Raw genomic sequence first — 25,494 nt, 5'->3', positions numbered from 1 at the left:
GCGATTGCGAATCGGCCTAGCTTGCCGACACAACCGCCTGACGGGACATCGGCCGAAGGGTTTGACCGGCGCCCAAGCGATCTGGCACAGAACGCTGCCTGAGACGCAATTGGAGCATCCGATTGCCTCACTCGTGGCGCTTTGATGGGTGGCTCAGCGCGAGGCCCAGGTACTTTTCTCGGCGTCGAACTGGAAATAGATTGGCGCGGATCGGTCGTTTGAAGGACGGATCGTTACGGCGAGATGGGCGCCGGCCTTGCCAATGCGATCCCACGCCGCGCCGGTCTCGACGCTTTCGCAAGACGACGCGATGGTGTTGTCAAGCGAAGTGACCGGAACGACGCTTTTCGCGAAGCCGGTAGCTGTCGCCACGGATGGTTATCACTGTCGAATGATGAAGCAGGCGATCAAGGATCGCCGTTGCCACCACGGGATCGCCAAACACGCTGCCCCATTCGCCCACCGAGCGGTTTGAGGTGATCAGGATCGATCCCCGCTCACAACGCCGCGACACCAGCTGGAAGAACAGATGTGCGGCATTGGCTTCGAACGGGAGATAGCCGAGCTCGTCGATGATCAGCAGTTTCGGCCGCGACAGGGTCGTCAGTTGCTTTTCGAGTGAACCGTCGTCATGGGCCTTGGCCAGCATCGCCACGAGCGTGGCCGCCGTGACGAACTGGACGCTATGGTTTTGCCGGATCGCCTCGCGCCCGAGAGCCACCGCCAGATGTGTCTTGCCCGTACCCGGAGGTCCAAGGAACAGGACCGTGTCGCCATGGGCAATCCAGCGGCAGGTCGCCAGTTCCCGGACTTGGCGCTGATCCAGCGACGGCTGCGCGTCGAAGTCGAAGCCATCGAGTTCGCGCACAAACGGGAACTGCGCGATCTTGCCTGCCATGGAGATGCGCCGCTCGTCGCGCCGCGCGATCTCGCGCGTCACGAGGAAGGCCAAGCCTCGCGCAAGGTCATTTGCGAACGCGCCGCTTCGTCCAGGAGCGTATCGAGCTGGTCCCGGATCGCGGTCAGCTTCAGCCGGTCGAGCTGAGCCACCAGCATCTCGTGATCGACCGTCGTCATCACCAGCTGCCTCCCACCAGTGCCTCATATTCGGCCAGCGGCCGCAACAGAGCGGAAGGCGCAACAATATCCGCCGGCGCCGATTGCACCGGCGCAGCAGCGCCGACCACGCCGGCAAGATGCGCGCGCTCGACAATCCGTTGGCGACGGCCGCGGCACAAGGCATGATCCGCCACCACCTCGCCCGCATGACGCACGATAACGCGGCCGCCCAGCACCACGACTTGGACGCTCTCCCCGATCAGCCGCCAGGGAACCGAGTAACTGTTCGTGTCCAGGTCGATTGCGCAGTCCGCCTGGACCTTGCGCACGAGATCCCGCAGCTGCCCAAACGGTGCCCGTCCGCCCAGAGGGCGAAGCGCCATGGCTTCTTCGGCAAAGCGCTCCGCAGGAGCCACGCCGGTCGTGCCATGCACACTGCTGATCGGCAATCTCGCGCGTCCACCGGTCCAGATGCCCCTCGAACGCCGCCCAGTTCTCGAACCGGCGGCCGGCAATCGCACGCTTGACGTAGCCGACCCCGCGTTCGTCCTTCCCCTTGGTACGTGCCCGATAAGGCGCACAAGCCCGTGGCGTAAATCCCCAATAGCGGGCAAAGGCGTGCAGCCGCACATTGAACCGCACCTCCCGCGTCGCCGCATCGTGAAGTTCGACCAGCGCCTTCGGATTATCGAACAGCACTTCCGTTGGAACCCCGCCGAAGCGAAGGAAGGCTCCTTCCATCCCCTCGAACCAGTCCGCCTGGCGCTCCCGAAGCGAGGGACGGATATGCAGCCGACGCGAGTAACCCAGCGTTGCCACAAACAGGTGCACCCGAACACGCTCGCCGCCGATCCACGCCCGCGTGTCGCCAAAGTCGATCTGCATCTGATGTCCCGGCGCCGTCTCAAACCGAACCGTCGCGCGCTTCTGCACCCTCAACTCCCGACGCCAACCCTGCACCCGAAGCTCCACCGACCGAAGCCCTATGACGATCCCATGTTCGCTCTCCAGTTCCTGGCGCACCACATCGGCGTTGCCATCATGGCGGAAGAAGCGCTCCCGCAGCCAATCGTCTAGCCCGTCAAACGCGCTCCGCCGCACAGGCTTGCGGAACGGAACAGTCCCGCCTTCTCGCAGATACCGACGCACCGTGTTGCGCGCGCACCCGAACTCCTTCCCCAGCCGCTTCGCTCCCCAGCCAAGCTCATGCAGCCGCACCATCGCTGCCACCTCTTCAGGCTGAAGCATCTCCTCTCCCTGCATCGTTCTCGACAATGCAGGAATCGCCGAAATCCCAATCGTCATCCATGCCTCCTCTCATAACCGAGGGGGTCAGTTTCTCAATTCGGCCGACAGGTGTGGCGCTTTTTTGCCTCCGACTTTCCCCAGGAAGAGCGAGAGGTTCGCGTCCAGCGTCAGCGTTGAGATGTGCGGAACAAGCCGTTATCGTTAGGGAATGGTGCCACTCAGTTGCACCTTTCATGAGCGTTGACGACTGTCGCGCGCCGTCACAGCTCGCCTCCACGCGATCTTGGAAGTCTCTGGCTCTGGCGGGGTGCGGTTGCTGGTTCAGACCGGCACCGCGCCGCCGATGATCGAAGTCCGCGGGAGCGAGCCGAAATAATGGCCGTCAAAGTGTCCCCTCATGAGAAAGACTTCGTCACTGGCGGCGCACCGCACTCCTGCCAGACGGCCAGTGCTCGGCCGAGCGGTCCCGCTCGCAGGCATGTCCCAAGCTCGCAGTGCGGATGACGACAGCGGTGCCGCGGTGGCAAACGAGTTGTCAGCTGCGGGCTGGCAAGCGCTTCAAAAGCAGCACGCCGTTCGTCAGATATTCGTTGAGCCAGTGGCATGGCAGCCGTTCGGGCGCATGCCGGCTGCCATATCAGCAACATCCATCCTGCCGACCGACTCGACGCTGTACGGCAGCCGGAACGCTCACAGATGCATTCCAGATGAACTGTCGCTCGAACGTCCAATTTCACGTTGGCGCGGACGAGGAGGACCGCGCCGCCGGTTGTCGCGGCGATAATTCTTGCGCACACGTTCATCACTCAATCGTGCAGCGCAGGAGCGTACGTTCTGTCGCTGGTTTGTCCAGTTGTGGGTGCCTGCCGCACGGAAGGCGAGCGGAAAGTCTCGCTCCTCCGACGCGATCAGCAACATTAACTGCAGCCGGGCCGAACGATGGAAGCGAAGCTTGCCGGCTTGATATTTGCAACGAATGAGGTTTGTTGGCGGAATAACGAATTGTTTGCGTGATTTGGCAATAAACAGCCCATCCGTTTCAACGCGCGCCATTAGACAAGAGGAAAACTCGATGACCGTTTCTCCAGACCAAAACGACCAGGCTGATCTCGTATCAATTACCGCCGACATCGTTGCCGCCTATGTTTCGAACAATCCGCTGCCGGTCGGCGAGTTGTCGAAGCTGATCGGGGATACCTATGTTGCTTTGCAAGGGATCGGCACACCTGTGGCTCCAGCCGCAGTCAAGCTGGAGCCCGCGGTGTCCATCAAGAAATCAGTGACACCGGATTTCAACATCTGCCTGGAAGACGGGAAGAAATTCAAATCCTTGAAGCGACATATCGGAACGCATTACAATCTGAGCCCTGACCAATACCGCCAAAAATGGAACCTTCCCTCAGATTATCCGATGGTGGCGCCAAACTACGCGGCCACCCGCTCGGCCCTGGCAAAATCAATAGGGCTGGGGCGCAAGACGGCAGCACCGGCAACAACTGCGGCGGAAAAACCAAAACGAGCTGCTCGCGCGGCGGCAGCGGCGACAACAATCCCATCGGCCGCCAAGTCGCCGGCTAGGAAGGCACGCAAGGCACTCGTCAAAGCGTAGCGTGCTGCACCAGACAGTGGTGCGGTGGCGAACCTGGAGTGGCGAAGCCCCGCCTTTGCCAGGCTGTGTGGAAACGATTGGAGGCTCCGGTTTGACCGGGGCCTCTTTTGGTTTCAGGCCGCAGCGGCTTTGATGTTTATGGCGCGTAGCATGTTGTAGGCGAGCACCGATAGTGCCATTTCGGCTCTGGTTCCTTTGAGGTTTCTGGTGAGGAAACGCCCTCCTGCCATCATCCGCTTAATGGTTCCGAAGGGATGTTCGGCGGCGCATCGTCGCCTGGCCATGAGATCGGGGGTGGCTCTGGCGTTCATCTGGCTGAGTGCGTCCTCGTCCAGATGGCGCTTGACGAAGCGGCGCTCGGCCGTGGTGCATTGCGGCTTGAGAGCGCAGTTCGAGCAGTCGAGCGACACATAGGTCACGTTGCGCTTCTTGCGATGCAATTGCTTGCGGACCAGCGTGCGGCCCGCCGGGCAGCGTAACGTGTCGGTGTCGGCTTCGTGGACAAAGGCAGTACGGTCGAACAGCGTGCCGTCGCCCTGGCTGTTCACCGACCTGCTGGCCGCAACGCAGGGCGTGATGCCATCCGCCTCGCAGGCGCTGGCATGTGCGCCATTGGCGTAGCCTGCATCGGCAACGACTGTCAGTTCGGTCCGCCCGAGCATATCCTTTGTTGCCCTGGCCATGGGATGGAGTTGGCGCTTGTCGGTTACCTCATCCGTCACATCGTGGTGGATAATCAGCCCGCTGTCGGCGTCGACCGCCGTCTGGACGCTGTATGAAGGAGGCTTGGGGCCGTTGGCCTTGCCCATCGGCCTTGCATCCTCCTCGCCCTCGACAAGCATCGTGCGGCCTTCGTCCTCAAGCTTTGCTGCAAGCCGGCCCAGTTCGGCGCGCCGGGCATGAAGCGCGGTTATCGCCGCAGACACCGCGCCCGGCGCATCGTCCGGCTCCGCATCGTCGGCTTCATCGAGCCCGGCGAGATAGTCCGCGATCCGGCGATCGAGGCGGACGACCTCGTCCGCAATCTCCTTGCGTCCGATGATCTTCTTGCTGCTCGCCACCGCCCGGAACTTCGAGCCATCCAAGGCCACCAGCCGCGCCTGGAAAAGACCTGCATCCCGGCACAGCATCACGAAGGCCCGGCATGCGCCCACGATCGCCGCGCCATTGTCACGGCGGAAGTCGGCAATCGTCTTGAAATCCGGCGCCAGTCGCCGCAACAGCCACATCGCCTCGACATTGCGTCGGCATTCGCGCTCCAGACGCCGAGACGAACGAACCTCGTTGAAATAACCGTAGACATAGAGCCTGAGCAGATCACGCGGATCGTAGGCAGGTCTTCCCGTGCTCGCGGGCACCGCCCGGCCAAAGCCGAGCCCGACCATGTCCAGCTCGTCGACGAAGGCGTCGATCACGCGAACCGGCGCATCTGTCGCCACATAATCATCGATTGTCGCAGGCAGCAGAGCTGCCTGGCCACGATCCTCTCCAGCAATGTATCTCATGAAATGGCCGCACCGTCGCCGATGCGGCCATCATATCTGATTTGCTCAGTTAGTTCTCACACAGCCTGTTTGCGGCGGGGCTTCGTGTTTAGTCGGATCACTCAGCGGAGCGGCGGGACCAGATGAGCGAGAACTCGCCCCCGGTGTCGGTTTCGACCAGGCTCGCATAGATCGGAGCGGGAAAGCTCGGATCGTCGAGCTTGACGGAGTGGTAGTCGCGGCCCTCGCGCGAGGTCTTCCTCCATGCCGCTCCGAACTCGGTGGCTCCGGCGAAGATGCGGAAGTCCGGACCTTTCTCGTTGTCGCCTTCGGCCGGTGCCAACGTCACCGTCTTGACGTTGAGGTTCAGGGTCTTGACCGAGCCGGAGAAGCCGTTCGCGGTGCGGGAGAAAGTGCCGATGGTAGCCATTTTGGTCGTTCCTTCTGTTTTCTCGGGCTGCGCCTATCGCGGCCTCGATGGTGGTCGTGAGACCGGGGACGATCGTTCCGCACCCCAAAGTGGCTGAAACGAAGTGGAAGACGGCGGCGCGAGGCTTTCTTGAGCCGCGAGGAATGGACGCAAATCGGGGTCCCCGCCACCGCCTGGGTGGTGGGGTGGTACGGCAAGGGGAAGAAAACGAAGCGCCGTCGTTGCGGGAAGACGATCGAGACTGAGCGAAGCGAAGGCGGTCCTTGGTCAGACCCAATCCATTCGAGGGCGCCATGGGCGTGGCTTGAACGCTTGAACGAACGGATGGCAGGAACCGCTATGACGGCGACCGCGATCGGCACGCGCTCTCGCGCCCAAATCACTGGAATGAGGTGCCACATTTGGGTATGCCCTGCAGGGACGTAACGTGGTCCGCCCTGATCGATGTAACATCTGGGTTGACATCGACTATTTGTGACAGGGTAGCGTCAGGCCTAAGCCTTGAGGTGACACTACATGAGCCGCATTGGCTACGCCCGCGTCAGCACCGTCGACCAAGACCTTGAAACCCAAATCGCAAAGCTAACAGCTGAAGGCTGCAGCATCATCCGCTCGGAAAAGGTCTCTGGGGGGTCAGCCGTGATGGTCGAGCGGAGCTCGCAACCATTATCGACTTTCTGCGACCGGGAGACGAGCTGGTTCTCACTCGGCTGGATCGGCTTGGCCGCGACACCCGCGACGTTCTAAACCTGATCCACGAGTGCGAGCAGCGCGGAGCTTTCGTTACCGTCCTTGACCCGCATGTTTAGGTCGGGGTTTCCCAGCGGGTCCAGCGTGAAGTTCGCCCGATAGTGGCAGAACAGACGATCAATCTGATCGACGCGAAAATACCGCTCCGATGCCGTTTTGCTGGTGGGCTGGTCTCGCCTCGCCAACTTGTCTGTTACCGATCTGGGTATCAGATAAACATGTCTGCTGTTGAGTTCATCGACAAACAGAAGAACGACAGCAAGCCAGTCGAAAACGTCGTAGTTGTTGTAGCCTACGTATGCTGGTCCCGTTTTATAGGTACGTGATTTGACCGATATGCGCTGTGGCTCAGCGTTCAGCGGCTGTGCGATGACATCGTAACCGGGCCAGTTGTCCGGCACCTTCAGGGCGGGGATGCCCGCAAGCGTTAACTCAGCGGCTACGATCATTTCGCAGGCATCGCCCATCTGCTTGGTCGTATATCGTTTTGGTGCACCCACTGGGGCGTCGAGGGTTGCATCCAGCGGAACTGTTAACATGCGAGAAAATCCTCGTTGCCGGTGGCCCAGCCTAGGCGGAGCCGCTGCCCTGACTTCAAGGTCACCGTGCTCGACTGGTCACGTTCAGCCTCAGCACCAAGGAGGCGCGCGAAACTTGCGAACTCCTCGAACCACATGCGGGTTGGCGAGAACGAGTGAACAATCATGGCGGCTTCATCGCGGTGCATCAACTGATAGCGGATATGAGACGGCGGCACCTCATCCAAGCAGAGCAGGCCACATAGCTGGCGCATGCGATCTCGCTTTTGCTGCGATGATTGTGCAAACCACTCTCCGACGGGCGGACCGAACGGCTCGCTCACCTTGCCTTCGATGGTTGCAGCGCGGGTCTGATCGCCGTACCGGATCAAAGCGAACACATCGTTCTGGCTATCGCGATTTCCCCCGTCCAGCGCCACGTTGTGCTCAGGAAGCGCAAGCAGCAACTCGACCAGCCCATCGAACATGTGAGCGATCTCCTGCGGCAAGCCGTCGGTGTTTTCCCAGCAGTGCGCAAGGGTCTTTGCTGAGTAGCCGGTTCGCCATTGCCTCTCGGGTTCCGCAAGAAACGCCTGCCAGCTCGCCGGGCCTTGGCTGGGAATATAAACCCGCGTCCTATGTCGCTCACGTGCGGGTGCCACGAGTTGATCCACAGCTCAAGTGTCCCTTCCCAAACGAACCAAAGTTTTTTGCCACCACTCCACGTCGGCCAAACCTTCCGCGTCAATATGAGCGAGACATTCTCCGCGGCGTAAACCAACTTTGACACATGGTAGGAGAGATCGAATGACCTTCCGTAAAACAGACAAGTAAAAGTTGAAGCACCTCATGACACTTGGCGGGATTGAAGGCTCCGATATGTAGACCGAAGCGGAAAGCGTTGACCCTGCAGCCAAATCGGATACTCATCACCCCCTTTGAAAGCTTGGGGGATTGAACGTGAAGTTTGCACTGGTCGGTGGCGAGCGCCGACAACCCGAGCCGACCCTCACCGGGCAGTGCCCCGGTTGCGGCGAGACAGTGACTGCGAAATGTGGAACCCAGCGTGTCTGGCATTGGGCGCATAAGGGTCTGCGAACCTGCGACCCGTGGTGGGAGCCTGAGACCGAATGGCACCGGCGCTGGAAAAACCTGTTTCCGGTCTCGTGGCAAGAGACGGTCCTACGATCAGAAACGACCGGAGAGCGCCACATCGCAGATGTAAGAACGCCGAACGGTCTTGTTATGGAGTTTCAGCATTCTGCCATCAATCCCGCCGAGCTCGCCTCACGGGAGACCTTTTATCAGAACATGATCTGGATCGTTGACTGCAAGCGGCTCGGCAGGGATCGTCCAAGGATAGACGAGAACCTGACGAACTGGCGCAGCCTGCCGGAGGGGGATGTTCGAATGAGCCACTGGCCCGATGAATTCTTGCCAAAGCGGTGGCTCGACTGTTCCGTGCCTGTATTGTTCGATTTCGATGGATTGGACATAGACGATCACTCTGATCGCCATAATCATCTGATCTGCCTGCTACCCGACCGCTTCATGGATGAGGCGGTTTACTTCCCCGTTGAACGATCAACATTGGTGAGCATCGCTAACAACGAAGCCTTAATCTTCGATCGGCGAACTGTGCATCAACGTCTCCTTGAAAGTAAAATGCAAGCTCGGACGGCGTCCTACCGGCTGCGAGCTCCCGATCGCAGAGGTCGGTATTAGTGTCCTTCGTTTTCGGTCACAATTCTGTCCATCGGCACTCGGTGTGTCCCATCAGGTTGTGAAGCTCGACGGTTACGAAGCGGCTCGCGAGCGCGCCGTTAGTAGCGCTGTAGCCAGTGAGCGGCGTGTCAGTGGTCATCGGCGCTTTCCGTTAGGGTGGTTGTTGACGCCAACCCATTTCGGAAGGACCACCGATGACCGACGACATGATGAACCTGCGCACGGATGCTGATCTGCTGCGGTAATCGATGAAGATGCGGCCCTTCCGGGCTAACGCGCAGCGGACAGAAGATAACGATCAGGATGAACCGCAACGAGCCGCTGGGCGAACGAACGCGCGAGGGTCCGGGCATGATCGTGTGTGATCTTCGCCTCAAGCGGGGCCATCAGGTGAATACCCTTGCCGCCGGTCACCTTCGGCCAGCTCTCTAGGCCTTCTGCTTTCATAATGTCGCGAAGCGCTAAGGCGGTCTCGGTCACTTGATTCCACTCGACGCCCTCACCGGGGTCAAGGTCCAGAACGATTTGGTCGGCATGCTCGATATCGTCGACAGTGGCATTCCAAGGGTGCAGCTCTACAGCATCCATCTCGACCAGCCCCAGCAACCCAGCAAGATCGTCCACCCACACGCGGACGCCTTCACCACCCTCACGCTTTTGAACGCGTAACTGATGTACGGCCGCGGGGATCTCCGGAAGCTTGCCCTTGTGGTAGAAGGTGGCTCCGCGACTGTGGCGGACAAGCTTGAGTGGTCGGTGGCTCAGATGAAGGAGCGCTTGACCTGCTACCCTCTCCCATTACTGCGCCAGCTCCTCTTTTGAAGGGGAGACTGCATCGGGCAGCAGTTGCAGGATATTCTCGCTGGGAACGCCATGTTCGCGGGCTGCATTTGGTGCCTCGGACGGAGCTGGAGGCTTTAGTGGACCCGCCAGGAGGTCTTCGCGTAACCCCTTAAACACCGCCTCCCGCAGCACGCCGCGATCGGTCACGCCGCTGAATTGCACCTCGGCCAGTACGTCTGGTCTGACCCACGTCGCTTTCGGCTTCACGATGGGCTCTGACAGAGGTGATTTGTTGATGATCAGCGGGTCAAGCCGCTCTCGAACTTCTTGCGCGGCCCTCAAGGTGTAGCCGCTGCGAGCCTTCCCCGCATAGAGCAGTCGGTCGCCCTCGCGACGGCCAATGTAAAGCGATGCGATACGGCGCGGGTGAGCGCCGAGCTTTTCCACGAAAGCGACAATGGGGAAGGTGTCGCTCTTGATGCACTTCACCTTGAGCCAACTGGTCTGGACGCCCGAGCGGTACGTGGCATCGGTGCGCTTGGAGACAATGCCCTCCAATCCCATCCGGCAAGCATGCTCAAAGACATCCGTGCCGCTCACCTCCAGATGCTCGGCAAAGGTCAGTGTCGGGGCTGTGTCTTTCAGCAGCTTCTGAAGCGCGGCCTTGCGCTTGATCAAGGGCAGCTGCCGGAGATCGCGCCCGTTGAAGTGCAGCAGGTCGAATGCATAAAAGATGAGCCTCGCCGAGTTCGGATTGCCCAGTTCCCGTTCTAAGGCTTGGTAGTCCGGCAGGCCGGTGTCGCCGAGAACGACGGCCTCACCGTCGATGATTGCCGCCTTCACCGGCAGACCCGCCGCCGCTTGAACAATTCGTCGGTATCGATGCGACCAGTCGTAGCCACGACGCGTGAAAGCCCGCGCTTTACCGCCCTCAATGATCAGCTCGGTGCGGTAGCCGTCGTACTTGATCTCGTGAAGCCATTCGCCGCCCTCGGGCGCATTCTCAACCAGCGTCGGCGACTGGAACTCAATGAACGAGAGCCGACCATTTTCAACCTTGGAAGTCATTAGAGACTCCTAAACCATCCACTCAACCTAAGTGCCAACGAATAGGTTCCGGAACAGGCAGGCCAGAACGGGTTGTGCCCGGCGGGCCATGAGCCGGTTGCCCGATCCTGGCTCAAACCGGGGTGTCGTTGACGGAACTCTTAGTTTAGACGGCGCTTATCTATCAATGTCGCTTCACTGGTTCTCACCGCCGGTTCCCGTAAAGACCGATCGTGCCGGCGTTACATACCAATGCAACAACGTCGAGGGGGCCGCCGAGCAGCTCCTGAAGTGGACCAAGCGCGGCCCTAAGTGGCACAGCGCGGTGCAACTCTGCATGGATGCGATGATCGATCAGGGTGAAGCCGGAAGTGGTTCGCAGGGCGTTCTTTGAGGCCGCCAAAGAGGAGGGAAAGCTACTGCCGCCGTAGCTCTTGGTGGGAAGGAAGCTCACTCCATGTCTGGCACATCGCCGCCAACAAAGAGTGTGGTCGGCTCGCCGTATTCGCCCAAAGCTGGATTCGCATCTCGCGACCACGCAATGACACCAGCATGGTGCCTCACCAGTCCCTTGGCGGTCCTTATTGCTCGGTCTTCGGTTTGCTGCTCCGCTGGGCCATAGACTGGTTGGAGGTCCCCGGTTTCGTCGCGGTCGAATGCAATAACGACGATCAGCTTAGGTGTCTTATGCTGAGGAACAATACTCTCTGACATGCTCATGATCTTTCGTTGACCGCCGCCCGGCCGTCCACGGAGGCGGCGTTATCATCGGACAAGACTAGCGGGCGGAGCCGCCTTGATTCTGGCGGAGCAATTGCGGCGGTACCAACAATGGGCACCATCGGCAGTTCCCGCCATGGCACTTTCTGCTTGCCCTTTAACTCTGCAATCTCCTCGTCACGTCTTGCAATTCGGCTTTCCAGGTTGGTTACACGCTCGGTCAGGAAGTAGCGGCCAACCACGAACCCGCCCCCAGCGCAGAGAGCGGCAAACGTGGCGAATACGGCGGGGTTCGCCAGCACCAGCGCCGAGTTCGCTTCTAAAAAGGCAATGATCTTCTGCATGGGTCTGTTCGCCCCGGCATCACCCCAAGGCGGGCGGCGAGTCGTCGAAGCTGACGTGCACAAGGCCGGGATGCCGGTGAGCGAGGGCGAGAATTTGGGTCTCGAGCTCGCAGTTGTAGACCATGAGCGCCTTGACAGTCTCAAGGGGGCTCTCATAGCGGGCGATGAGCTTCACCGCCTCAGAATGGAGTTCAGCTTTGGCTTCGGCGTCTAGATGCAAAATGCCCATGCCGGTCTCCTAGCGCGTAGCCCTGCGCGGCGCAGTGAGCGCGTCAAGGCGTTCCTGAAGATGACCGTTTAGGACGATCATTTCCTTGAGCGCCTTCACTGGATCGCCCCTGTGCTGGGCAATGAACTTGTCGGCGATTGCTTGAAGGGCGGCCTCTTGGCGGCTGTCCAGCATCACAATGTGGTCCATGGCGATCACTCCCAACGTTACCCACCAGCAGTGAACAAAAACGGAACAAAAATGTCAAGGGAGAATTGACTCTGCGAGGAATGCCTTCCTATTTGTCAGTAGGTGGGCGGTTGCACAGATCGGGGAAAGCCGCAATGGGCAGACGAAAAAGCCGGTTTGACAAACTGTCCGCGAAAGACGCGAGGGCGATCATCGAGGACGCATTGAGGCTTCGACAGACGGTGCTTTCGGCGCAGACGCACCTGAATGCTAGCGGTTCATTGTTTTGGCAGCTTCGCGGGCTTGTAGACAAACTGCACGAGGTGCTGGCCACTGTCGCGGAGAAGGAGCCTGACTACCGTATGCCGGGGCTTGGGCTCCTCCCGCTCCCACAGGATAACTATACTCGGAAATAACCCATGGCAGGTCCGATGGACAGCGTTGGGCGGGCTGCAAAGGCCAACATGCTGCTCATCGTGGAGTGCGGCCACTGTTACCATATTGGGCGCTTCCGGGCCAACGACGTGGCCAAGGTGGTAGGCTGGAACAAGCCGCTCGAGGCCATCAGGTTCAAGTGCAAACGGTGCAGCCGAAAGGACACCACCGTACGCACCCAGTTCATCGATCAGGACCACCCGCCGAAGGGATACATCTGGGTGCTTCAGAAATTCAGGGCTTAGAACAGTGAGCCTTGGGCTGGGGCCTGCTGTGGCACCTTAACCTGCGTGGCGGGCTTCTCCACAATCACGAGGGCATCATCCGGTGCGGTGCGCTGCAACCGCTTCGCCTCCGACCACGGCGCGGCCAGCCATGTTTCCGTCTCCTCTTGCGTGGTCAGGATAACGGGCATGGCCTTCTCGTGGATCGGGGCGATGAGCGCGTTGGGCTTGGTGGTCATGAAGCCATAGACCTCGTGATCGCCGGGGCCTTCTTTGACCTTGCGCACCCCATGCCAGCGTGTCCAAAGACCCGCGAAGAAGAACAGCGGGCGGTCCTCGTCCAACGCGAACCAATAGTTTCGTTGAATGCCGCCTGTCTCGGGGTCCTTATCCTCCGGCGTGGGGCTGGGCTCCGCGAAGCTCGTCACCGGGACGACGCAGCGATACTCGACGCCGACATACTGCTGCCAGTGGCCGTACTGCGGATTGCGGATGTTGGTTGTGCCGGAGTCGGCGTTGCCCCTGACGCGCTCCCGTGGCGTCGGCATCCCCCACCGCAGATTGGCAAGTTCGCGCTCGCCATCGGCTGCGTTGCGGACCACCGGTCCGAACTGATTGGGATAGATGTCCATGGATGGCTCGAGGTTGCCCAAGATGTCTCGTAGAGCGCGGGTCCACTGGCGAAGTGCCTCTTGCGACGTGGTGATGTTGTACAGGTTGCACATGCGACAAACATCGCGGAAATGGCTTGTCTCTGCAACTGGAACTCACGGCCAGTTCCGGCACCTCGAAATTCTCAAGGTGTGATCTCAAACGGGTCGAGCGCACCATTTCTAATGCGAGATCCGCTGATCTCCCACGAAAAGTGATTGCGCTCTGGATAACCGTAGGTGCGAGCGATTTTCTTAAACTCGACCATTCCTCTCGCGATCCTTATCGCCCGCTGCTCCGCTGGGCCAAAGACAGACTGGAGGTCGTCGGTCTAATCCCTGTCGAAGTCCGTGACGACGATCAGCTTCGGTGCTTTCTGCTGCGGGATCAACTATCTGACATGCAGGTAGTCTTACCGCTGGGCTACGCGTTCGATGCGCTGTCAGCCTTTTCCGACAGAAACGCCGGATGGCCGAGTGTGGATGTTCGTTGACGGGAGGGGCCCTCGTCAGTACCTTACCATCACATTTCCGTTGGTGATCTAGTGCCAATATTACAAGGGGGGCGTTTATGAGCAATGCTGGCGACGCAAATTTCTGTACTAACTACCTTGCCAACGACGCCGAGGTCAAAAATATGATCGATGCAGGCAAAGAGGAGTTTTACATCCGGTACAACAACTGGATAAATGCCTCAGAGCCGCCGAAACCGTCCGTTATGCTCGCGATTTTCGGCGCGATTGATGATGCGGATCGAAAATTGGAACTTGGTAACGGTTCCAGTGGCTTGGGCGGTGTCTACAACCGACACTGTGGAGTATTCAATGATTTTGTCATGACATACAAAGCTGCTGGAGCTGTATATGATCAGCAATATGCAGCAAGTCTGCCCTTCTTTCGGATGGCTGCTGGTGGGAATCCGAGTCTTGTTGCATTTAGAGTAGCTTTGGCGAAATATTTTGCTGGGCTTACGCTTAGTGATGAGGAGATATATACTATAAACGGTGCGATGTTCGTTCAGGTGGACATTAATCCCGTTATTGGCTCGGGTGACAAGAGGCTGTTTGCGATTCCAGCGTATGCCCTTCTCGCCTATGATGTGAACTTGGGCGATGCTGCGTGGGACCTAATTGATCAGCGCGTGGGAACGGCCCTCGACGCGGTCCGTGGCAACACTATCAATGTAGCAGGCGCTGTCCATCTGAGACTGGGCGACGACAATTTCCCGATCTACAAGCCCATTGTTATAGGTGATGGCATGGTGGTGATGGGGCGAGCCTGATCGCGGACACATCTGAAACGGAGTACGGCTCGGTAGCATGGCCGTTGGCGCTCGCTGAGGCCGATGAGTTTGCAATCGCTGGCAATCCGAGCTTTTGCCGATCGAAGACCACAATTGAGGCCGCGCTCCGGCTCGCAAACGCGGCTGGCATAACTCGCGTCGCAGACATTAGTGGCCTCGACGATCTAGCACTTTGCGTAGTGTCGATCGTCCGCCCAAATTCCCCGTCTCTTAGCGTCTCATCAGGAAAGGGTCTCAACATCCAGAGCGCTTGTGTATCGGGGCTTATGGAGGCCCTCGAACTCTATCACGCCGAGACGTTTGCGGAATGGTTCCCATTTGCTGAAATTCCGGATGGCGTTCATGTTCCGCCTCTGGCAGCGTTGCCGAAGGCGTCCCTTCGTCGGTCGCAACCGTCTTGTTGGCCGAGAATGTCGATAGGTTGGGATATCGTATCCGGCAAGGTGACGGCCGTTCCTTTCGATCTCGTTCATGCCGATTTTACGACCGAGGCATCATCTCAAGGGGACGGTTTCATTGTCAGTAGCAACGGACTAGGCGGCGGGATCTGTTACTCGGCTGCCGTAGTCCACGGACTATGCGAAGTCATTGAAGGCGACGCTATTGCACTTTTCAAGGCTAGCAGGCCTGAACGATATTCACAGATCCTCTGGGACACAGTTCGGGACCCCAGTACGAGATTTTTATATCAGGCATGTTCCACCGCTGGAATCGATGCGGTCGCATGGGACATTAGAACCGAATTAGGTGTACCGACCTATTACGTTCGGCTTGTCGAAAGCCGAAAGGACCCTCCCACCTTGATACAAAGTGCCACTGATGGTTCGGCATCCCACCTCAGTGCCGAAGTCGCCTTGAGGGGGGCCCTAATGGAGGCTATCCAGACTCGACTGATGCTGATTTCGGGTGCCCGCGATGATATTCGTCCCCGCTCATATGTGAATGGGCCGGGAAGTTCGATTCAGTGCAGAGAAGTTGTGCCATTTCCAGCCGAACCGGCAAGTCAACAAATGACTGACGACGAAGCAGTTGGCAGGCTTGTGGACCAAGTAGTTCGAGCTGGTTTTCCTCAGGTCGTGGTCATCGATTTGCAAAGCATGGCGAGAGAACTTTCGTTCGTTCGAGTTGTTGTACCCGGCTTGGAGGCGTATCCGCATTCTGTTGGCTACTCCCCCGGTTCGCGCGCACTTGCTGCAGGTATCAACAAATGAAGGTCGCCATTTTCTCTGGTCCCACAATGCGAACCCGGCAGCGCGATATCTCGTCGGTATTTGGCTTTGAGTCGCGACCACCAGCCAAGCGGGGTGATATATATAGGGCTGTTGTGGGAGATGGTGTATCGGTGATCGGACTGATCGACGGCTACTTTGGCAGTGTTCCTTCCGTTCTGCACAAGGAGATACTATCCGCAATGGCCAAAGGCTGCATGGTGTTTGGCGCGGCCAGTATGGGTGCCCTAAGGGCGTCCGAACTACACCGATTTGGCATGATCGGCATCGGAAATATCTTCCATGACTTTGTGAGTGGCCGTCTGGTTAGGGACGACGAGGTAACCATCGAGCATGGGCCTGAGCAAGTTGGCTTCGCACCCGCTTCTGAGGCTCTCGTCAACATCCGCTACACACTCGCAAACGCTGTCACGTGCAGTAAAATTTCTAACCGCGCTGCAGATGAAATAACTGAAATAGCCGCAAATACGCGATATTCTCGTCGTACTCTTCTCGGTGCTCTCCACTTATACAATCAGCGCAGCGTACATGAGATAATTTCGGAAGAAACAATTGGTTGGATTGTGGAAAATAAAGTCGATCAGAAATTTCGAGACGGTTCAGCCCTACTTAATGCTATCCGGGAGTTTATAGCGGAAGATTGTAACCGAGCGCCGACGAAGCTCGTTGTAAAGCAAACCAGATTCTTTACCGATTTTCGCGCTGCAATGAACAACTCACTGGTTAGAGACTTGGTATATTAGAAGACTGGGCCGGTATGACGTTTTGAAGTGACAAGGCTAGCCGTTGTTCAACGCTGGTTATCAAAGACTGATATTGCTGGTGGCCGCGAAGCGGCTCAAGGTCAAGGTCATTCGCCAGCCATCGGCCGAACTCGGCTGGCATCTTGGGAAGACACGACTCCAAAAGGCTGAGTGCCTTCTCCCGTTCGCCTGACTGCGCCATGGCGCACGCAAGATTGTATTGGTCGGTCAGATCATCTGGTTCGATAATCAGCGCGCGATCGGCCCATTCGAGTGCTCGTTCGTTCTCTCCCAAGCGAGCCCATGCGAGCGCACCGTGCGCTAAGGCGTTGGCATTGTCGGGCCGGGCGGCAATCTCCCTCTCTATACGCTCAAGGGCTCGATATGTTGTAGTAGTGAACTCGTCATTGCGCCCCAGAGATCGCTGCGCCAAAGCGAGAAGGTTCAGGGAGCTATGATCCGACTCCAATAGTCGCGCTGCTTCTTCAAAGTGTTGCAGCGAGTCTTCATGCCGTCCAAGCTCAAGGTAGGTGATGCCAAAGTTGTGGTGAACGTCAAACGAATCTGGCTCTAAACGCCGAGACTCTTGGTGGGCGCACAGGGCCGCTTCGAACTCGCCTCTTTCGGCGAGAATGCGGCCCATCGCAGCATGGGCTTCGGCGAGGGTGGGATCGAGAATTGTAGCTTGCCGCGCTGCGTCAAGTCCGGAGTCGGTCGCCCTACCGCTCTGGTGTAGATACGATAAGCAAAGGGCTGATAGCGCCCAAGCTCGCGCATAGGACGGATCGACTTCCAAGGCGCGTCTGCAAAAACGGAGTGCGATCTGATAGTTGCGAACGCCTCGCAACACAAAGTATCTACGCCCCATGAGATAGAGACGGTACGCCTCTGAATCGTATGTTGAGCGGAATTCTAAGGCCCGTCGTTCGGTGGGCAGAAGTTTCACTCGAAGAGCAGCTACGATCGCTTTTGAAAGCTCGTCTTGTATCTCGAAGACATCTCGTAGGTCGCGGTCATAACGTTCGGCCCATATGTGCGTATCCCCGACTGCATCGACAATTTGAGCGCTTATGCGAATCCGCCCCCCAGATCGCCGAACGCTGCCCTCCAATAGATAACTCACTTTCAACCGTTGGGCGATCTGACTCACGCTGTTCGTGCGATCCCTGAATGCAAAGGCGGTGTGACGCGAGAGAACATCAAGCGCGGAAATCTTGGACAAATCCGTGATGATGTCTTCTGTAATGCCGTCGCTAAAATAGCCTTGCTCCGGATCTCCGCTCACGTTTGCAAATGGCAGCACTGCAACCGTGATTTTCGAGTGCACCGCAGAGACCGCGGTCGCTGAGTTTTGCTGGCCACGCCTTACCCGGAATACACGAACAGTTTGGCTGATGTTCTTCAGATCTTTGACACCGATATCGTCAAAGTGGAAATCGCCCTTGCCGCGCGCTTGGCTAAAGACAGCCTCAGATACGAAAACGGTGCCGGGTTCCGCGATTTGCTGCAGGCGTGCAGCTATGTTCACACCCTCTCCAAAAAGGTCGTCGTTCTGAACAACTACATCGCCGAGACTGATCCCTATTCGATAAATGATCTTCTTGTCGTCGGGCAGATCGCCATTGGCGGCGATCAAGGCAGTCTGAAGTTCGATTCCGCATTCGACAGCGCCGACAGCGCTGGCGAACTCAAGAAGCACGCCATCGCCAATCAGCTTGACCACACGGCCCTTGTGAGTCGATACGAGAGGCTCAACAATCGTGCTGTGCCGCGTTCTTATTGCGGCGATTGTCGCCGCTTCGCTTGCTTCAACCAGACGACTGAAGCCAACGATGTCGGCAAAGAGGATAGCCGCTAGTCGGCGCTCCACGTTTTGACTCCGTTTCGGCAATGTTCAAATCGAGCTTACGCTTCGTGAGCGGAGCGCAGAAGTGAAAAATTCACGTCCTCGCTATCACTACACGGTTTCGGATTTGAGTAAGTCGAAACAGCATCGCCTGTGATTGATTGGCGCGCCGGAAGGGATTCGAACCGTTGGCCTGCCGCGCTGCGCAGAAAAACCCACAGTCGACTAGCCCTCCTAAGCGATATCGTTCAGAATCCGACATACCTGCATCCTGGAGCATCCTAGTTCATTCGCAATTTCTGAGACACCTAACTCAGCCAGCTTGAGTTCGAGTACGCGCTGGTGGTCTATACGCGCCTTCCCACCCCTATAGACGCCAATGCTCTTCGCCTTTTCAATCCCTTCACGCTGCCGCTCCTTGATAGACCGCCGCTCCATCTGAGCTACCATGCCAAGGACTGTCAGAACGATATGGCCCATCTCGCTCCGGGTCGAGACATGAGGGTCCAGGACGGTCACGAACGCACCTCGCTGCTCGCACTCGTGGATCAAATTCAGAACGTCACGCGTATCGCGGCCAAGCCGGTCGAGCCGCGTGACGACCAGTTCATCGCCAACTCGCAGAAAATCGAGGATAGTGGCAAGTTCGGCTCGACCGTCGCGGCTCGCGCCTTCTCCGACCGGATGATGCCACACCCTTCGGCCTTCAACTTGACGATTTGGGTTTCGAGATCTTGGTCAATCGTGCTGACGCGGGCGTAGCCAATTCTGCTTTCAGCATGAAATCGAATTCAACAGCCGTACGGCCAACGACCTTACCCAGTCATTTGAGACGACCGTTATCGCTCCCGTGGTCGGGTGATCCGCCCTCGTCGGGACGCGAGTTTCTGCTTAGTGTTCCCTTGGAAACGGCTTGCCTAGACGACCGGCAGATTCCAGCGGCTGAGTATGTCGTTCAGCGCTTCGATGCACTCTTTGCGTAGCTTTTCGAGATCATGAGCAAGCACAGAATCCGTGAAGTCCAAAAACCCGTGGACTTCTCTGATTTTCTTGTCTTTGCGTCCTTGCTCGAGCTTGCTCCGCAACTGCCGGAGCCTTTTGTCGATGAAGCTAAGACCCTCTCGAGCGTCCTTGTCGTCGAGGTCTCGCCAACCCCCGACGGATTTGCGAATTACGTGGCGGCTCTCGCGATCAAGAAGTTCACCGGTGCGGACGGGGCGTTGCGTGTCAGATAGAGCCTGAAGAAACTCTGCAGGGCTCTCGCAATGCAATGGTACCTCGAACGCCGGCCTTGAGAAGGCCAACGCTATCGTGCGAAGGATCAACTCATCGAGGTCAGCTGTGCCGCGAACCTGGATCACATCGTTGTAGTACCAGCGTTGCAATTCGGGAAAGCTGTTTAAATACGCGATGCACTCGTCCCATGACCAGACAGTGGCCCGACGATCGAGGTTCGCATTCGCCCATTCGTCATTGAGCTGGTTGACCCAGCCTTGCACTCCCGTGTCCCGCCGCGCGGTGGTGACGAGGATCCAGATTGACAGACTCGGTTGGAACGCAAGTGCCTCCTTCGCAGCGGAGCGGAGAAATTTCCGAGTAATGGGCCCGCCGGGGTAAGGAATCCCATCTTTATCCAAGTCAGAGAGGCGCTTGCACTGAACGCCAATCCAGCCGTACCTCTTCGACCGACCAAACACATCGACGCCATTCTGCGCCTGTCCGGGGCGGCCGTACTGCTGCGCATCGGGAATGCTATAGGCCTCACTCAACATGCCGAGCGCGAGATCTTCAAACTGCTGCCAGTAAAGAGGCGGCTGAAAGAATTGTGAAACTGTCGGCACCTTAACCTATCCCCGCCTATGCGAACCCTGCACCCTGTCCCTTTGCTATCTACTATTGAAGGTCGTTACAACACGGAGGGCTCGGTTCAGCGCTACTGGATCGGATAGCGAGCGGCGTTGAACTGCTTGATAGAGCGGTCCGTAGCCGCTCCCTCTGTAGCCAGCTCAAGTCGTTTCCGGATCTCTCCCCGTATTGCGGAGCCTGATCCGTCTCAGCCGGCGGATATGTTTGTGCGCTGGGCAACGGAGGTAAGTTCCTACCTGCCTCGCCTGACGGGGAGACCACAACATGCGGCGAGATAGAGCTTTCCGGCGTCGCGGAAAAAAGCCCGCCGGTTTTGAGCCTGCGGGCAAGTTCTGGAGTAGCTGAGTTCAACCCAGCATCAGTCAACGACCGGCGGAAGGGTTGGTTGCAGTGGATGCCAGCTAGCCGCAGCATGCTGTGAATCGTAGCAAAGTGAAAAACAAAACTCTGGACTTCCAGGTCGGACTTGCCCCAATATTTGTTTGGGGGAATTCACATGAAAATTGGAGCACTCATCGCAAGTGCAGCCCTGTGCGTCAGCGGCTGCTCTACGAGCACTGTCGTGTCGGACAGCGATCTCACGGCAATGAATACCGTTGCGCTATGTCACGTTCTCGCCAGCAGCACGGACGAACAGTATCGTAGTCGGGTAGCGTCCCTTCTAGTGCGCAGGGGCGCAACAGCAGAGAAGTGCACCAGGCTTGTGCAAACCGACAATGCTGTCGCGACGGGCATAGCGGTCGCGGCTGTCGGCGGCGCAGCTGTGGGTGTCGCTGCCAACAACGGCTATGGAGGCGGAACATATTACCGGCCACCGCCACCACAAACCTATGGCGTCGCGTGGGACCAATTCTATGGCCAGAACTACAGCGTTATCTGGCGCTGCCGCGACCGGTCCACCGGGCGGTTCGTTGACGATTACTATTGCGCCGGCCTGCCCATGGTCGACAGCGCATGGCCGGGCTGGTCGGCGTAGCGGATGAGCAGGCCATACCGCAAATATCGATCCAATCGGTGGCAGAGACCCACCGATGCCAAGCTGTGGCGGCGCCAACTTGCGAGCGTGCCGGCAATGCTCGGTCTTACGGCAGCGGCGGCAGTGGCCGCCTTCCTGGCGCCGTCGAGCGCGCAACGTAGCAACGATGCATCAAAGGCCAGCCCACGAAGGGTGGCGCCCGCTTCGCTTACCGGTGTCGCTTCCGTCATTGACGGCGATACGATCGAAATCCACGGCCAGCGCGTCCGCTTCAACGGCATCGACGCGCCAGAGAGCCGGCAGCTGTGCCGCGATGCGAATGGCGCCGAGTATCCTTGCGGCCGGCGATCGGCCGAAGCGCTGGACACTTTCCTAGCCGCGTCGAGGCCGCTCGAATGCACATTCGTGACGTGGGACCGCTACCACCGCTTTGTCGGCGATTGTCGGCGCGCCGACGGCGCGGGCGTGGCCGCCTGGATGGTCGAGCACGGCCAGGCGCTGGATTGGCCTCACTACAGCCAGGGCGCTTATGCGGGGCAGCAGGCGCAAGCCCAAGCCTCAAAGATCGGCCTGTGGGCCGGGACGTTTCAGGCACCCTGGGAATGGCGCGCTGCGCACGCCGACGGCGCGGCGCCGTCGAGTCGCCCGCTGGGCATCATCAGCCGTAAGCTGGTCGCGCAGAGCGGCTATTCTTGCGAGCCGCGGAGAACGTGCAAGCAGATCGGTTCCTGCGACGACGCCAACTGGTACCTGCAAAACTGCTCATGGGGCGGAAAACTCGATCGCGACAAGGATGGGATCCCCTGCGAAACACTCTGCTAGCTGAAATGTAACGGCGTAAGCGCGCTACGGCCTGTTCGGCTTTCCGCTTACACCGATCCAACGAAGACCATGCATGGGCGGCGCGGTCTGCTAGCCCCATTTTTTGACGAGGTATTCTATATCTGAAGGGCAGAAAAAGTTGTTGCGACAATAGAGAGAAGACGCCTTAACTAAGACTTTTCAAAATCGTTAACATAGTTATTTTTCAGTGTATGCTGACAGGCGATCAAGGCGTGATGTTGCCCTGTCGGGGGGCGAGTAAAATGCAGACTGTGATGAGTCAAAAGCTGGCAAGCTATGGCCAGTGGACCTACCGTGGTGCCTGGGCCCTAGAGATTGCGGCCGCAGCGATTGGTCTTACGACAGGTGTAGCATTAGGTGTACAAGCGTTTTCTGCAAGCGAGTCTGTCACTGCAATGGACTTGACGCTCGCCAGTGCACCCTTTCTCATGGTGGCAATCGCGGAGCTCACCAAGATACCGATAGCTACACTGCTTTTCAGCGCGTCTTGGCTCTGGAAGCCCATAATCTTGGTCTTCCTCCTGATTCTTGCAGGCATCACTTTCGAAACTGTCTTTATGGGGATGGAGAGGGCAGGCGCATTGCGTCAGCTGCGTTATGAGGAGCTCGTAAACAAGATTGATGCCCTTGAACAGGAAGCGACAAAGCTCGCCTCTGCTGACGAACTTGGTCGAAGAGCCGATCAGGTCGATCAAGCCCGTTCCGAAATTGAGCAGCTGACCTCTCTTGCGGAAAAATCGCGTGCGACCTTTCAGTCGCAAATTGCCGAGGCCAATGCGGAATTGGAGGGAACGACAGCCCTTACTCCAGAGGCCTCGCGTGTTCGCGATCAAGTGGATGAGAAAAACGCGGTTCGATCGGCGCTGATTCAACAGCGTGATCGCGAAGTTAAAGACGCTGTCGATCAGTTTGAGCGCCAACGCGACAGCTTTGTTGAACGTATCAAGATGGCGCGCGATTCAGGCGACAGCGACTCGGCACGCAGGCTAGAATCGGAAGTGGCTAAACTTGCCAACCCCCGCACGAAAATTATCACCAAGTTCGACACTCGGATTGAGCCGCTCGATCAAGAGATTGCTGCGCTGCGCGAAAATTTCGATCGTTTGCGGGCAAATAGCCCTCCTATGACTACTGACCAGAGGCAGAAGCTTGTCGATAGGCGTTCGTCTCTGGAGCAAACGCGCGATAGTGATGCCGCGGCTTGGCAGCGTCGATTGGATGAAGCGGGCAAACGGCTCGCAGATGCCCAGGCGGCAGAAGCCAACAAGGCAAACACCTCGGCGCAAAACCAGGTCAGACAGGACCAGATTGCCAAAGCCCTCAGCGCCTTGGCCAAGGAGCGGATCCCAATGGCGCGAACAGATCAGGTCCGCCGTATTGCCTCCCGCTGGTACGGCAGCAAACCTGAACTGGTGACTGAGGCACAGGCCGGAATAATCTCTGTGATTTGGTTCGGCTCGCTCGCGCTCATCGCCGCGCTCGCGGGACCAATTACGGCAATGGTCGCTCTAGCGCTCCAGCGCATTGCCGCCCGAGAAGAGGACAATTCAGAGAGCAAGACTTCCAGGCTGCTCCGCAGAATGCTTCTGAGTTGGCGTTGGCGCCGAATTCGAACGATTAAGGTACCAGTTGAAGTTATGGTCGAGAAAGAGGTTGAGAAGCGGGTTGAGGTGCCTGTGGAAAAGGTGGTCAAAGAGATCCTCTATGTTCCGCTCTTCACCGATGATCCCGAAGTCCTTCGCAAGGCCCTCGACCAGGATTTGCCGCCTGAGGTTTCAGACCTCGTGACGGTATCGATGAAGGGTCGCAAAAGTGCTCGTCCGGCATAACACCACCCTGCTTGAGCAAGCCGTCGATCTCGCCGTCAAAAGGTCAGCGATTCCAACCTTGCAGGCTCAAGCCGCGGCCCAAGAGAAGACAGCCCGAGCGACCGCCTTTCGCCGAATGGCGACTGGCGGAGCCATTGCAGTGGCGGCGGTCGGGATTGGGCTAGGCATCAATCTTGGTCTATGGGACAAAACCTTGCCGGAGCCGGCGGCTTTGCCGACCATAGAGCAGCCAAGCGATCTCACCTCCCCAAAAGACGAGCCGCCTATTCCTGTTCCAACTCCAAAGCCAACTCAGGAGCAGGCGCCCCAGGCTGACGTCCCTACCAAGCCTGACGTAGTGACCGTCGACTTCAACAAGTTCGCCACCAAGAACGTCGAGTTCCAAGGCACCACTTGGGAGTTAATCACAGGTCACCACTTCAAGGATGAGAACGACGAAAACTGGGACCGAGCGTGGTGTTACTCTCGGCGGAGTGTGAACGGCGTAGACGTAAATGTATCATTGGCAGCTCGTTCTGCCCCGACGGCGCCACCAGCCGGGCCTGGCGCTGCTGCTCAGACGCTTCAGTTGGTCGGCCTTAATGATTCTTCCGCCGTCGATCTTGCAACAAGATGCGCGTGGCTGGATGGTCGCACATTTGCGTCTTCAGACATCATTCCTGACCCGTCACGAGAGCAGGCCGCAACTGTCCCCGCAGAAACTCCTGCGACAGAGGTCGATCCAGATAGTGGATTTGTTGTCGTGTCCGGGTGGGACGCGATCGGAAACGACCTGCCGGATATGCCAATTAGGAACGTGAGTTCTGAGCAGTGTCAAACCGCCTGCGATACCGACTTCAGGTGTCTAGCGATTACTTATAACACAAAATTTCGAGCTTGTTTCATGAAAGGGGACGCATCGCTACTGGTCAAAAGCGAAGAGTCGATCATGGCCGCAAAGAAAGTGGTCGAGAGCAATTTGCGCTACTCGAATTTGGTGTTCGCCACAAAAACGGAAATTTCTGGCAATGCCTATTGGACCTCTCCGCTCCGATATCCCGACTGCATACTGCAATGTGCAAACGACAAATCCTGCTTAGGGTTCAATTTCCGCAAAAAAGAAAGTGCGTGTGTCCTTTTCAACAGCATAACCCAATCCGCTGATAACGCAGCGGTCGCATCTGGCATCAAGAGCGTCGCCAACTAAAGTTGAAGCAAAGCATCTATCCTCAAGGAGCGATTGAAGCCAAGCCACTTATCAAAGAAAGTGGCTAGAAAAGTTGTGTGCGTCAAGTTCTGCAAAATGGCGTGGCATTGCGTTGACGTCGGCGTGTCCGCCGCGCAGCCCCCGTGTTTCGCGGCGCGGCGGACACATGACGGTGCTCAGGCGGCCAGGGCCCTCAGGCTCTCCTTCTTGTGCTCGCGCAGATGATCCATGTTGAGGTAGCGGGTCGCCT

At 58.1% G+C, this 25,494-nt stretch carries 25 protein-coding genes and 4 pseudogenes; 12 read left to right on the top strand and 17 right to left on the bottom strand.

Annotated features, from left to right (window positions below):
* Positions 1-319 precede the first annotated feature (319 nt).
* The 3 genes and pseudogenes from istB to NKI72_RS19785 form a co-directional block, all read right to left on the bottom strand.
* Positions 320-1,077, bottom strand: a pseudogene (istB, locus tag NKI72_RS19795) (IS21-like element helper ATPase IstB).
* Positions 1,077-2,364: pseudogene (gene istA / locus NKI72_RS19790) on the bottom strand (IS21 family transposase). Before istA ends, istB begins: the two co-directional pseudogenes overlap by 1 nt.
* A 633-nt stretch (positions 2,365-2,997) precedes the next feature.
* Positions 2,998-3,360 carry a hypothetical protein gene (locus NKI72_RS19785; RefSeq protein WP_352850570.1) on the bottom strand — a complete coding sequence of 121 codons (363 nt, stop codon included), beginning with the start codon at positions 3,358-3,360 and terminating at the stop codon, positions 2,998-3,000.
* 19 nt (positions 3,361-3,379) lie between these two features.
* Between NKI72_RS19785 and NKI72_RS19780 the strand changes: the two genes are divergently transcribed.
* Complete coding sequence (locus tag NKI72_RS19780; protein ID WP_352850568.1) at positions 3,380-3,916, top strand: Ros/MucR family transcriptional regulator; 537 nt, start codon at positions 3,380-3,382, stop codon at positions 3,914-3,916.
* Positions 3,917-4,029: 113 nt separating this feature from the next.
* Here NKI72_RS19780 and NKI72_RS19775 read toward each other — a convergent pair whose 3' ends face one another.
* Both NKI72_RS19775 and NKI72_RS19770 read right to left on the bottom strand, forming a co-directional pair.
* Positions 4,030-5,421, bottom strand: coding sequence for an IS1182 family transposase (locus NKI72_RS19775; protein WP_352850566.1), 1,392 nt, complete (start codon positions 5,419-5,421; stop codon positions 4,030-4,032).
* 97 nt (positions 5,422-5,518) lie between these two features.
* Positions 5,519-5,830: a DUF736 domain-containing protein gene (locus NKI72_RS19770; protein WP_352850563.1), complete on the bottom strand. Its 312-nt coding sequence runs from the start codon at positions 5,828-5,830 to the stop codon at positions 5,519-5,521.
* A gap of 516 nt (positions 5,831-6,346) precedes the next feature.
* Between NKI72_RS19770 and NKI72_RS19765 the strand changes: the two genes are divergently transcribed.
* Positions 6,347-6,577 (top strand): recombinase family protein, encoded by a 231-nt coding sequence (locus NKI72_RS19765; protein WP_502908968.1) that lies wholly within the window; start codon positions 6,347-6,349, stop codon positions 6,575-6,577.
* Here the strand turns inward: NKI72_RS19765 and NKI72_RS19760 are convergent.
* Together NKI72_RS19760 and NKI72_RS19755 are read right to left on the bottom strand one after the other, a co-directional pair.
* Positions 6,574-7,119 carry a hypothetical protein gene (locus tag NKI72_RS19760; RefSeq protein ID WP_352850561.1) on the bottom strand — a complete coding sequence of 182 codons (546 nt, stop codon included), beginning with the start codon at positions 7,117-7,119 and terminating at the stop codon, positions 6,574-6,576. The genes NKI72_RS19765 and NKI72_RS19760 overlap by 4 nt on opposite strands.
* Positions 7,113-7,760, bottom strand: a complete 648-nt coding sequence (locus NKI72_RS19755; protein ID WP_502908967.1) for a DUF6946 family protein — start codon at positions 7,758-7,760, stop codon at positions 7,113-7,115. Before NKI72_RS19755 ends, NKI72_RS19760 begins: the two co-directional genes overlap by 7 nt.
* Before the next feature lie 298 nt (positions 7,761-8,058).
* Here NKI72_RS19755 and NKI72_RS19750 point away from each other — a divergent pair, with 298 nt between their 5' ends.
* The gene (locus NKI72_RS19750; RefSeq protein ID WP_352850557.1) at positions 8,059-8,823 is read left to right on the top strand and encodes a competence protein CoiA; all 765 of its coding nucleotides are present in this window, start codon (positions 8,059-8,061) and stop codon (positions 8,821-8,823) included.
* A 16-nt stretch (positions 8,824-8,839) separates the two neighbouring features.
* Here the strand turns inward: NKI72_RS19750 and NKI72_RS19745 are convergent, their stop codons facing one another.
* From NKI72_RS19745 to NKI72_RS19720, 6 genes and pseudogenes are all read right to left on the bottom strand, one after another.
* Positions 8,840-8,962 carry a hypothetical protein gene (locus tag NKI72_RS19745; protein ID WP_352850555.1) on the bottom strand — a complete coding sequence of 41 codons (123 nt, stop codon included), beginning with the start codon at positions 8,960-8,962 and terminating at the stop codon, positions 8,840-8,842.
* 102 nt (positions 8,963-9,064) lie between these two features.
* Positions 9,065-10,674: pseudogene (gene ligD, locus NKI72_RS19740) on the bottom strand (DNA ligase D); the annotation flags it as partial.
* 429 nt (positions 10,675-11,103) lie between these two features.
* Positions 11,104-11,367 carry a hypothetical protein gene (locus NKI72_RS19735; protein WP_352850605.1) on the bottom strand — a complete coding sequence of 88 codons (264 nt, stop codon included), beginning with the start codon at positions 11,365-11,367 and terminating at the stop codon, positions 11,104-11,106.
* Positions 11,368-11,369: 2 nt separating this feature from the next.
* A complete protein-coding gene (locus NKI72_RS19730; protein ID WP_352850553.1) occupies positions 11,370-11,717 on the bottom strand; it encodes a hypothetical protein in 348 nt (115 codons plus the stop codon).
* A 19-nt stretch (positions 11,718-11,736) separates the two neighbouring features.
* A complete protein-coding gene (locus NKI72_RS19725) occupies positions 11,737-11,946 on the bottom strand; it encodes a hypothetical protein (protein ID WP_352850552.1) in 210 nt (69 codons plus the stop codon).
* A gap of 9 nt (positions 11,947-11,955) precedes the next feature.
* Positions 11,956-12,135, bottom strand: a complete 180-nt coding sequence (locus tag NKI72_RS19720) for a hypothetical protein (RefSeq protein ID WP_352850550.1) — start codon at positions 12,133-12,135, stop codon at positions 11,956-11,958.
* Between the two features lie 398 nt (positions 12,136-12,533).
* Here NKI72_RS19720 and NKI72_RS19715 point away from each other — a divergent pair, with 398 nt between their 5' ends.
* Positions 12,534-12,794, top strand: coding sequence for a hypothetical protein (locus NKI72_RS19715; protein WP_352850548.1), 261 nt, complete (start codon positions 12,534-12,536; stop codon positions 12,792-12,794).
* Here NKI72_RS19715 and NKI72_RS19710 read toward each other — a convergent pair.
* A complete protein-coding gene (locus tag NKI72_RS19710) occupies positions 12,791-13,498 on the bottom strand; it encodes an SOS response-associated peptidase (RefSeq protein ID WP_352850546.1) in 708 nt (235 codons plus the stop codon). The two genes, NKI72_RS19715 and NKI72_RS19710, sit on opposite strands and share 4 nt — an antisense overlap.
* 23 nt (positions 13,499-13,521) lie before the next feature.
* On the opposite strand from NKI72_RS19710, the gene NKI72_RS19705 reads away from it, so the two are divergent.
* The 4 genes from NKI72_RS19705 (at position 13,522) to NKI72_RS19690 (ending at position 16,698) form a co-directional block, all read left to right on the top strand.
* The gene (locus NKI72_RS19705; protein ID WP_352850545.1) at positions 13,522-13,917 is read left to right on the top strand and encodes a hypothetical protein; all 396 of its coding nucleotides are present in this window, start codon (positions 13,522-13,524) and stop codon (positions 13,915-13,917) included.
* Between the two features lie 77 nt (positions 13,918-13,994).
* Positions 13,995-14,705, top strand: coding sequence for a hypothetical protein (locus tag NKI72_RS19700; RefSeq protein WP_352850543.1), 711 nt, complete (start codon positions 13,995-13,997; stop codon positions 14,703-14,705).
* Between the two features lie 44 nt (positions 14,706-14,749).
* Entirely contained in the window at positions 14,750-15,937 is a 1,188-nt protein-coding gene (locus tag NKI72_RS19695; protein WP_352850542.1) for a YcaO-like family protein, read from the top strand.
* Entirely contained in the window at positions 15,934-16,698 is a 765-nt protein-coding gene (locus NKI72_RS19690) for a TfuA-like protein (protein WP_352850540.1), read from the top strand. Before NKI72_RS19695 ends, NKI72_RS19690 begins: the two co-directional genes overlap by 4 nt.
* Here the strand turns inward: NKI72_RS19690 and NKI72_RS19685 are convergent.
* The 3 genes and pseudogenes from NKI72_RS19685 to NKI72_RS19675 all read right to left on the bottom strand — a co-directional run bounded on the left by NKI72_RS19685 (position 16,679) and on the right by NKI72_RS19675 (position 20,385).
* A complete protein-coding gene (locus NKI72_RS19685; RefSeq protein WP_352850538.1) occupies positions 16,679-18,568 on the bottom strand; it encodes a TPR end-of-group domain-containing protein in 1,890 nt (629 codons plus the stop codon). The genes NKI72_RS19690 and NKI72_RS19685 overlap by 20 nt on opposite strands.
* Before the next feature lie 210 nt (positions 18,569-18,778).
* A pseudogene (locus tag NKI72_RS19680) lies at positions 18,779-19,335 on the bottom strand (recombinase family protein).
* 126 nt (positions 19,336-19,461) lie between these two features.
* Complete coding sequence (locus NKI72_RS19675) at positions 19,462-20,385, bottom strand: hypothetical protein (RefSeq protein ID WP_352850537.1); 924 nt, start codon at positions 20,383-20,385, stop codon at positions 19,462-19,464.
* Between the two features lie 728 nt (positions 20,386-21,113).
* Between NKI72_RS19675 and NKI72_RS19670 the strand changes: the two genes are divergently transcribed.
* The 4 genes from NKI72_RS19670 (at position 21,114) to NKI72_RS19655 (ending at position 25,244) form a co-directional block, all read left to right on the top strand.
* A complete protein-coding gene (locus tag NKI72_RS19670) occupies positions 21,114-21,386 on the top strand; it encodes a hypothetical protein (RefSeq protein ID WP_023803258.1) in 273 nt (90 codons plus the stop codon).
* Positions 21,387-21,509: 123 nt separating this feature from the next.
* A complete protein-coding gene (locus NKI72_RS19665) occupies positions 21,510-22,208 on the top strand; it encodes a thermonuclease family protein (protein ID WP_352718578.1) in 699 nt (232 codons plus the stop codon).
* Positions 22,209-22,471: 263 nt separating this feature from the next.
* Positions 22,472-24,058, top strand: coding sequence for a hypothetical protein (locus NKI72_RS19660; RefSeq protein ID WP_352850535.1), 1,587 nt, complete (start codon positions 22,472-22,474; stop codon positions 24,056-24,058).
* Positions 24,042-25,244: a PAN domain-containing protein gene (locus NKI72_RS19655; RefSeq protein ID WP_352850533.1), complete on the top strand. Its 1,203-nt coding sequence runs from the start codon at positions 24,042-24,044 to the stop codon at positions 25,242-25,244. Before NKI72_RS19660 ends, NKI72_RS19655 begins: the two co-directional genes overlap by 17 nt.
* Positions 25,245-25,494: the final 250 nt, after the last annotated feature.

Source organism: Mesorhizobium sp. M0437, from assembly GCF_040321335.1.
Lineage (GTDB): Bacteria > Pseudomonadota > Alphaproteobacteria > Rhizobiales > Rhizobiaceae > Mesorhizobium.
Note: the sequence above shows the minus strand (reverse complement) of the source record. Positions and strands in the feature narration are given on the sequence as shown.

Coding starts and splice junctions, on each gene's coding strand:
- NKI72_RS19780 (WP_352850568.1), top strand. CDS start 3,380: ATGACCGTTTCTCCAGACCAAAACGACCAGGCTGATCTCGTATCAATT.
- NKI72_RS19660 (WP_352850535.1), top strand. CDS start 22,472: ATGCAGACTGTGATGAGTCAAAAGCTGGCAAGCTATGGCCAGTGGACC.
- NKI72_RS19770 (WP_352850563.1), bottom strand. CDS start 5,830: ATGGCTACCATCGGCACTTTCTCCCGCACCGCGAACGGCTTCTCCGGC.
- NKI72_RS19745 (WP_352850555.1), bottom strand. CDS start 8,962: ATGACCACTGACACGCCGCTCACTGGCTACAGCGCTACTAACGGCGCG.
- NKI72_RS19765 (WP_502908968.1), top strand. CDS start 6,347: ATGAGCCGCATTGGCTACGCCCGCGTCAGCACCGTCGACCAAGACCTT.
- NKI72_RS19720 (WP_352850550.1), bottom strand. CDS start 12,135: ATGGACCACATTGTGATGCTGGACAGCCGCCAAGAGGCCGCCCTTCAA.
- NKI72_RS19735 (WP_352850605.1), bottom strand. CDS start 11,367: ATGTCAGAGAGTATTGTTCCTCAGCATAAGACACCTAAGCTGATCGTC.
- NKI72_RS19710 (WP_352850546.1), bottom strand. CDS start 13,498: ATGTGCAACCTGTACAACATCACCACGTCGCAAGAGGCACTTCGCCAG.
- NKI72_RS19775 (WP_352850566.1), bottom strand. CDS start 5,421: ATGAGATACATTGCTGGAGAGGATCGTGGCCAGGCAGCTCTGCTGCCT.
- NKI72_RS19785 (WP_352850570.1), bottom strand. CDS start 3,360: ATGGCGCGCGTTGAAACGGATGGGCTGTTTATTGCCAAATCACGCAAA.
- NKI72_RS19715 (WP_352850548.1), top strand. CDS start 12,534: ATGGCAGGTCCGATGGACAGCGTTGGGCGGGCTGCAAAGGCCAACATG.
- NKI72_RS19700 (WP_352850543.1), top strand. CDS start 13,995: ATGAGCAATGCTGGCGACGCAAATTTCTGTACTAACTACCTTGCCAAC.
- NKI72_RS19690 (WP_352850540.1), top strand. CDS start 15,934: ATGAAGGTCGCCATTTTCTCTGGTCCCACAATGCGAACCCGGCAGCGC.
- NKI72_RS19760 (WP_352850561.1), bottom strand. CDS start 7,119: ATGTTAACAGTTCCGCTGGATGCAACCCTCGACGCCCCAGTGGGTGCA.
- NKI72_RS19730 (WP_352850553.1), bottom strand. CDS start 11,717: ATGCAGAAGATCATTGCCTTTTTAGAAGCGAACTCGGCGCTGGTGCTG.
- NKI72_RS19725 (WP_352850552.1), bottom strand. CDS start 11,946: ATGGGCATTTTGCATCTAGACGCCGAAGCCAAAGCTGAACTCCATTCT.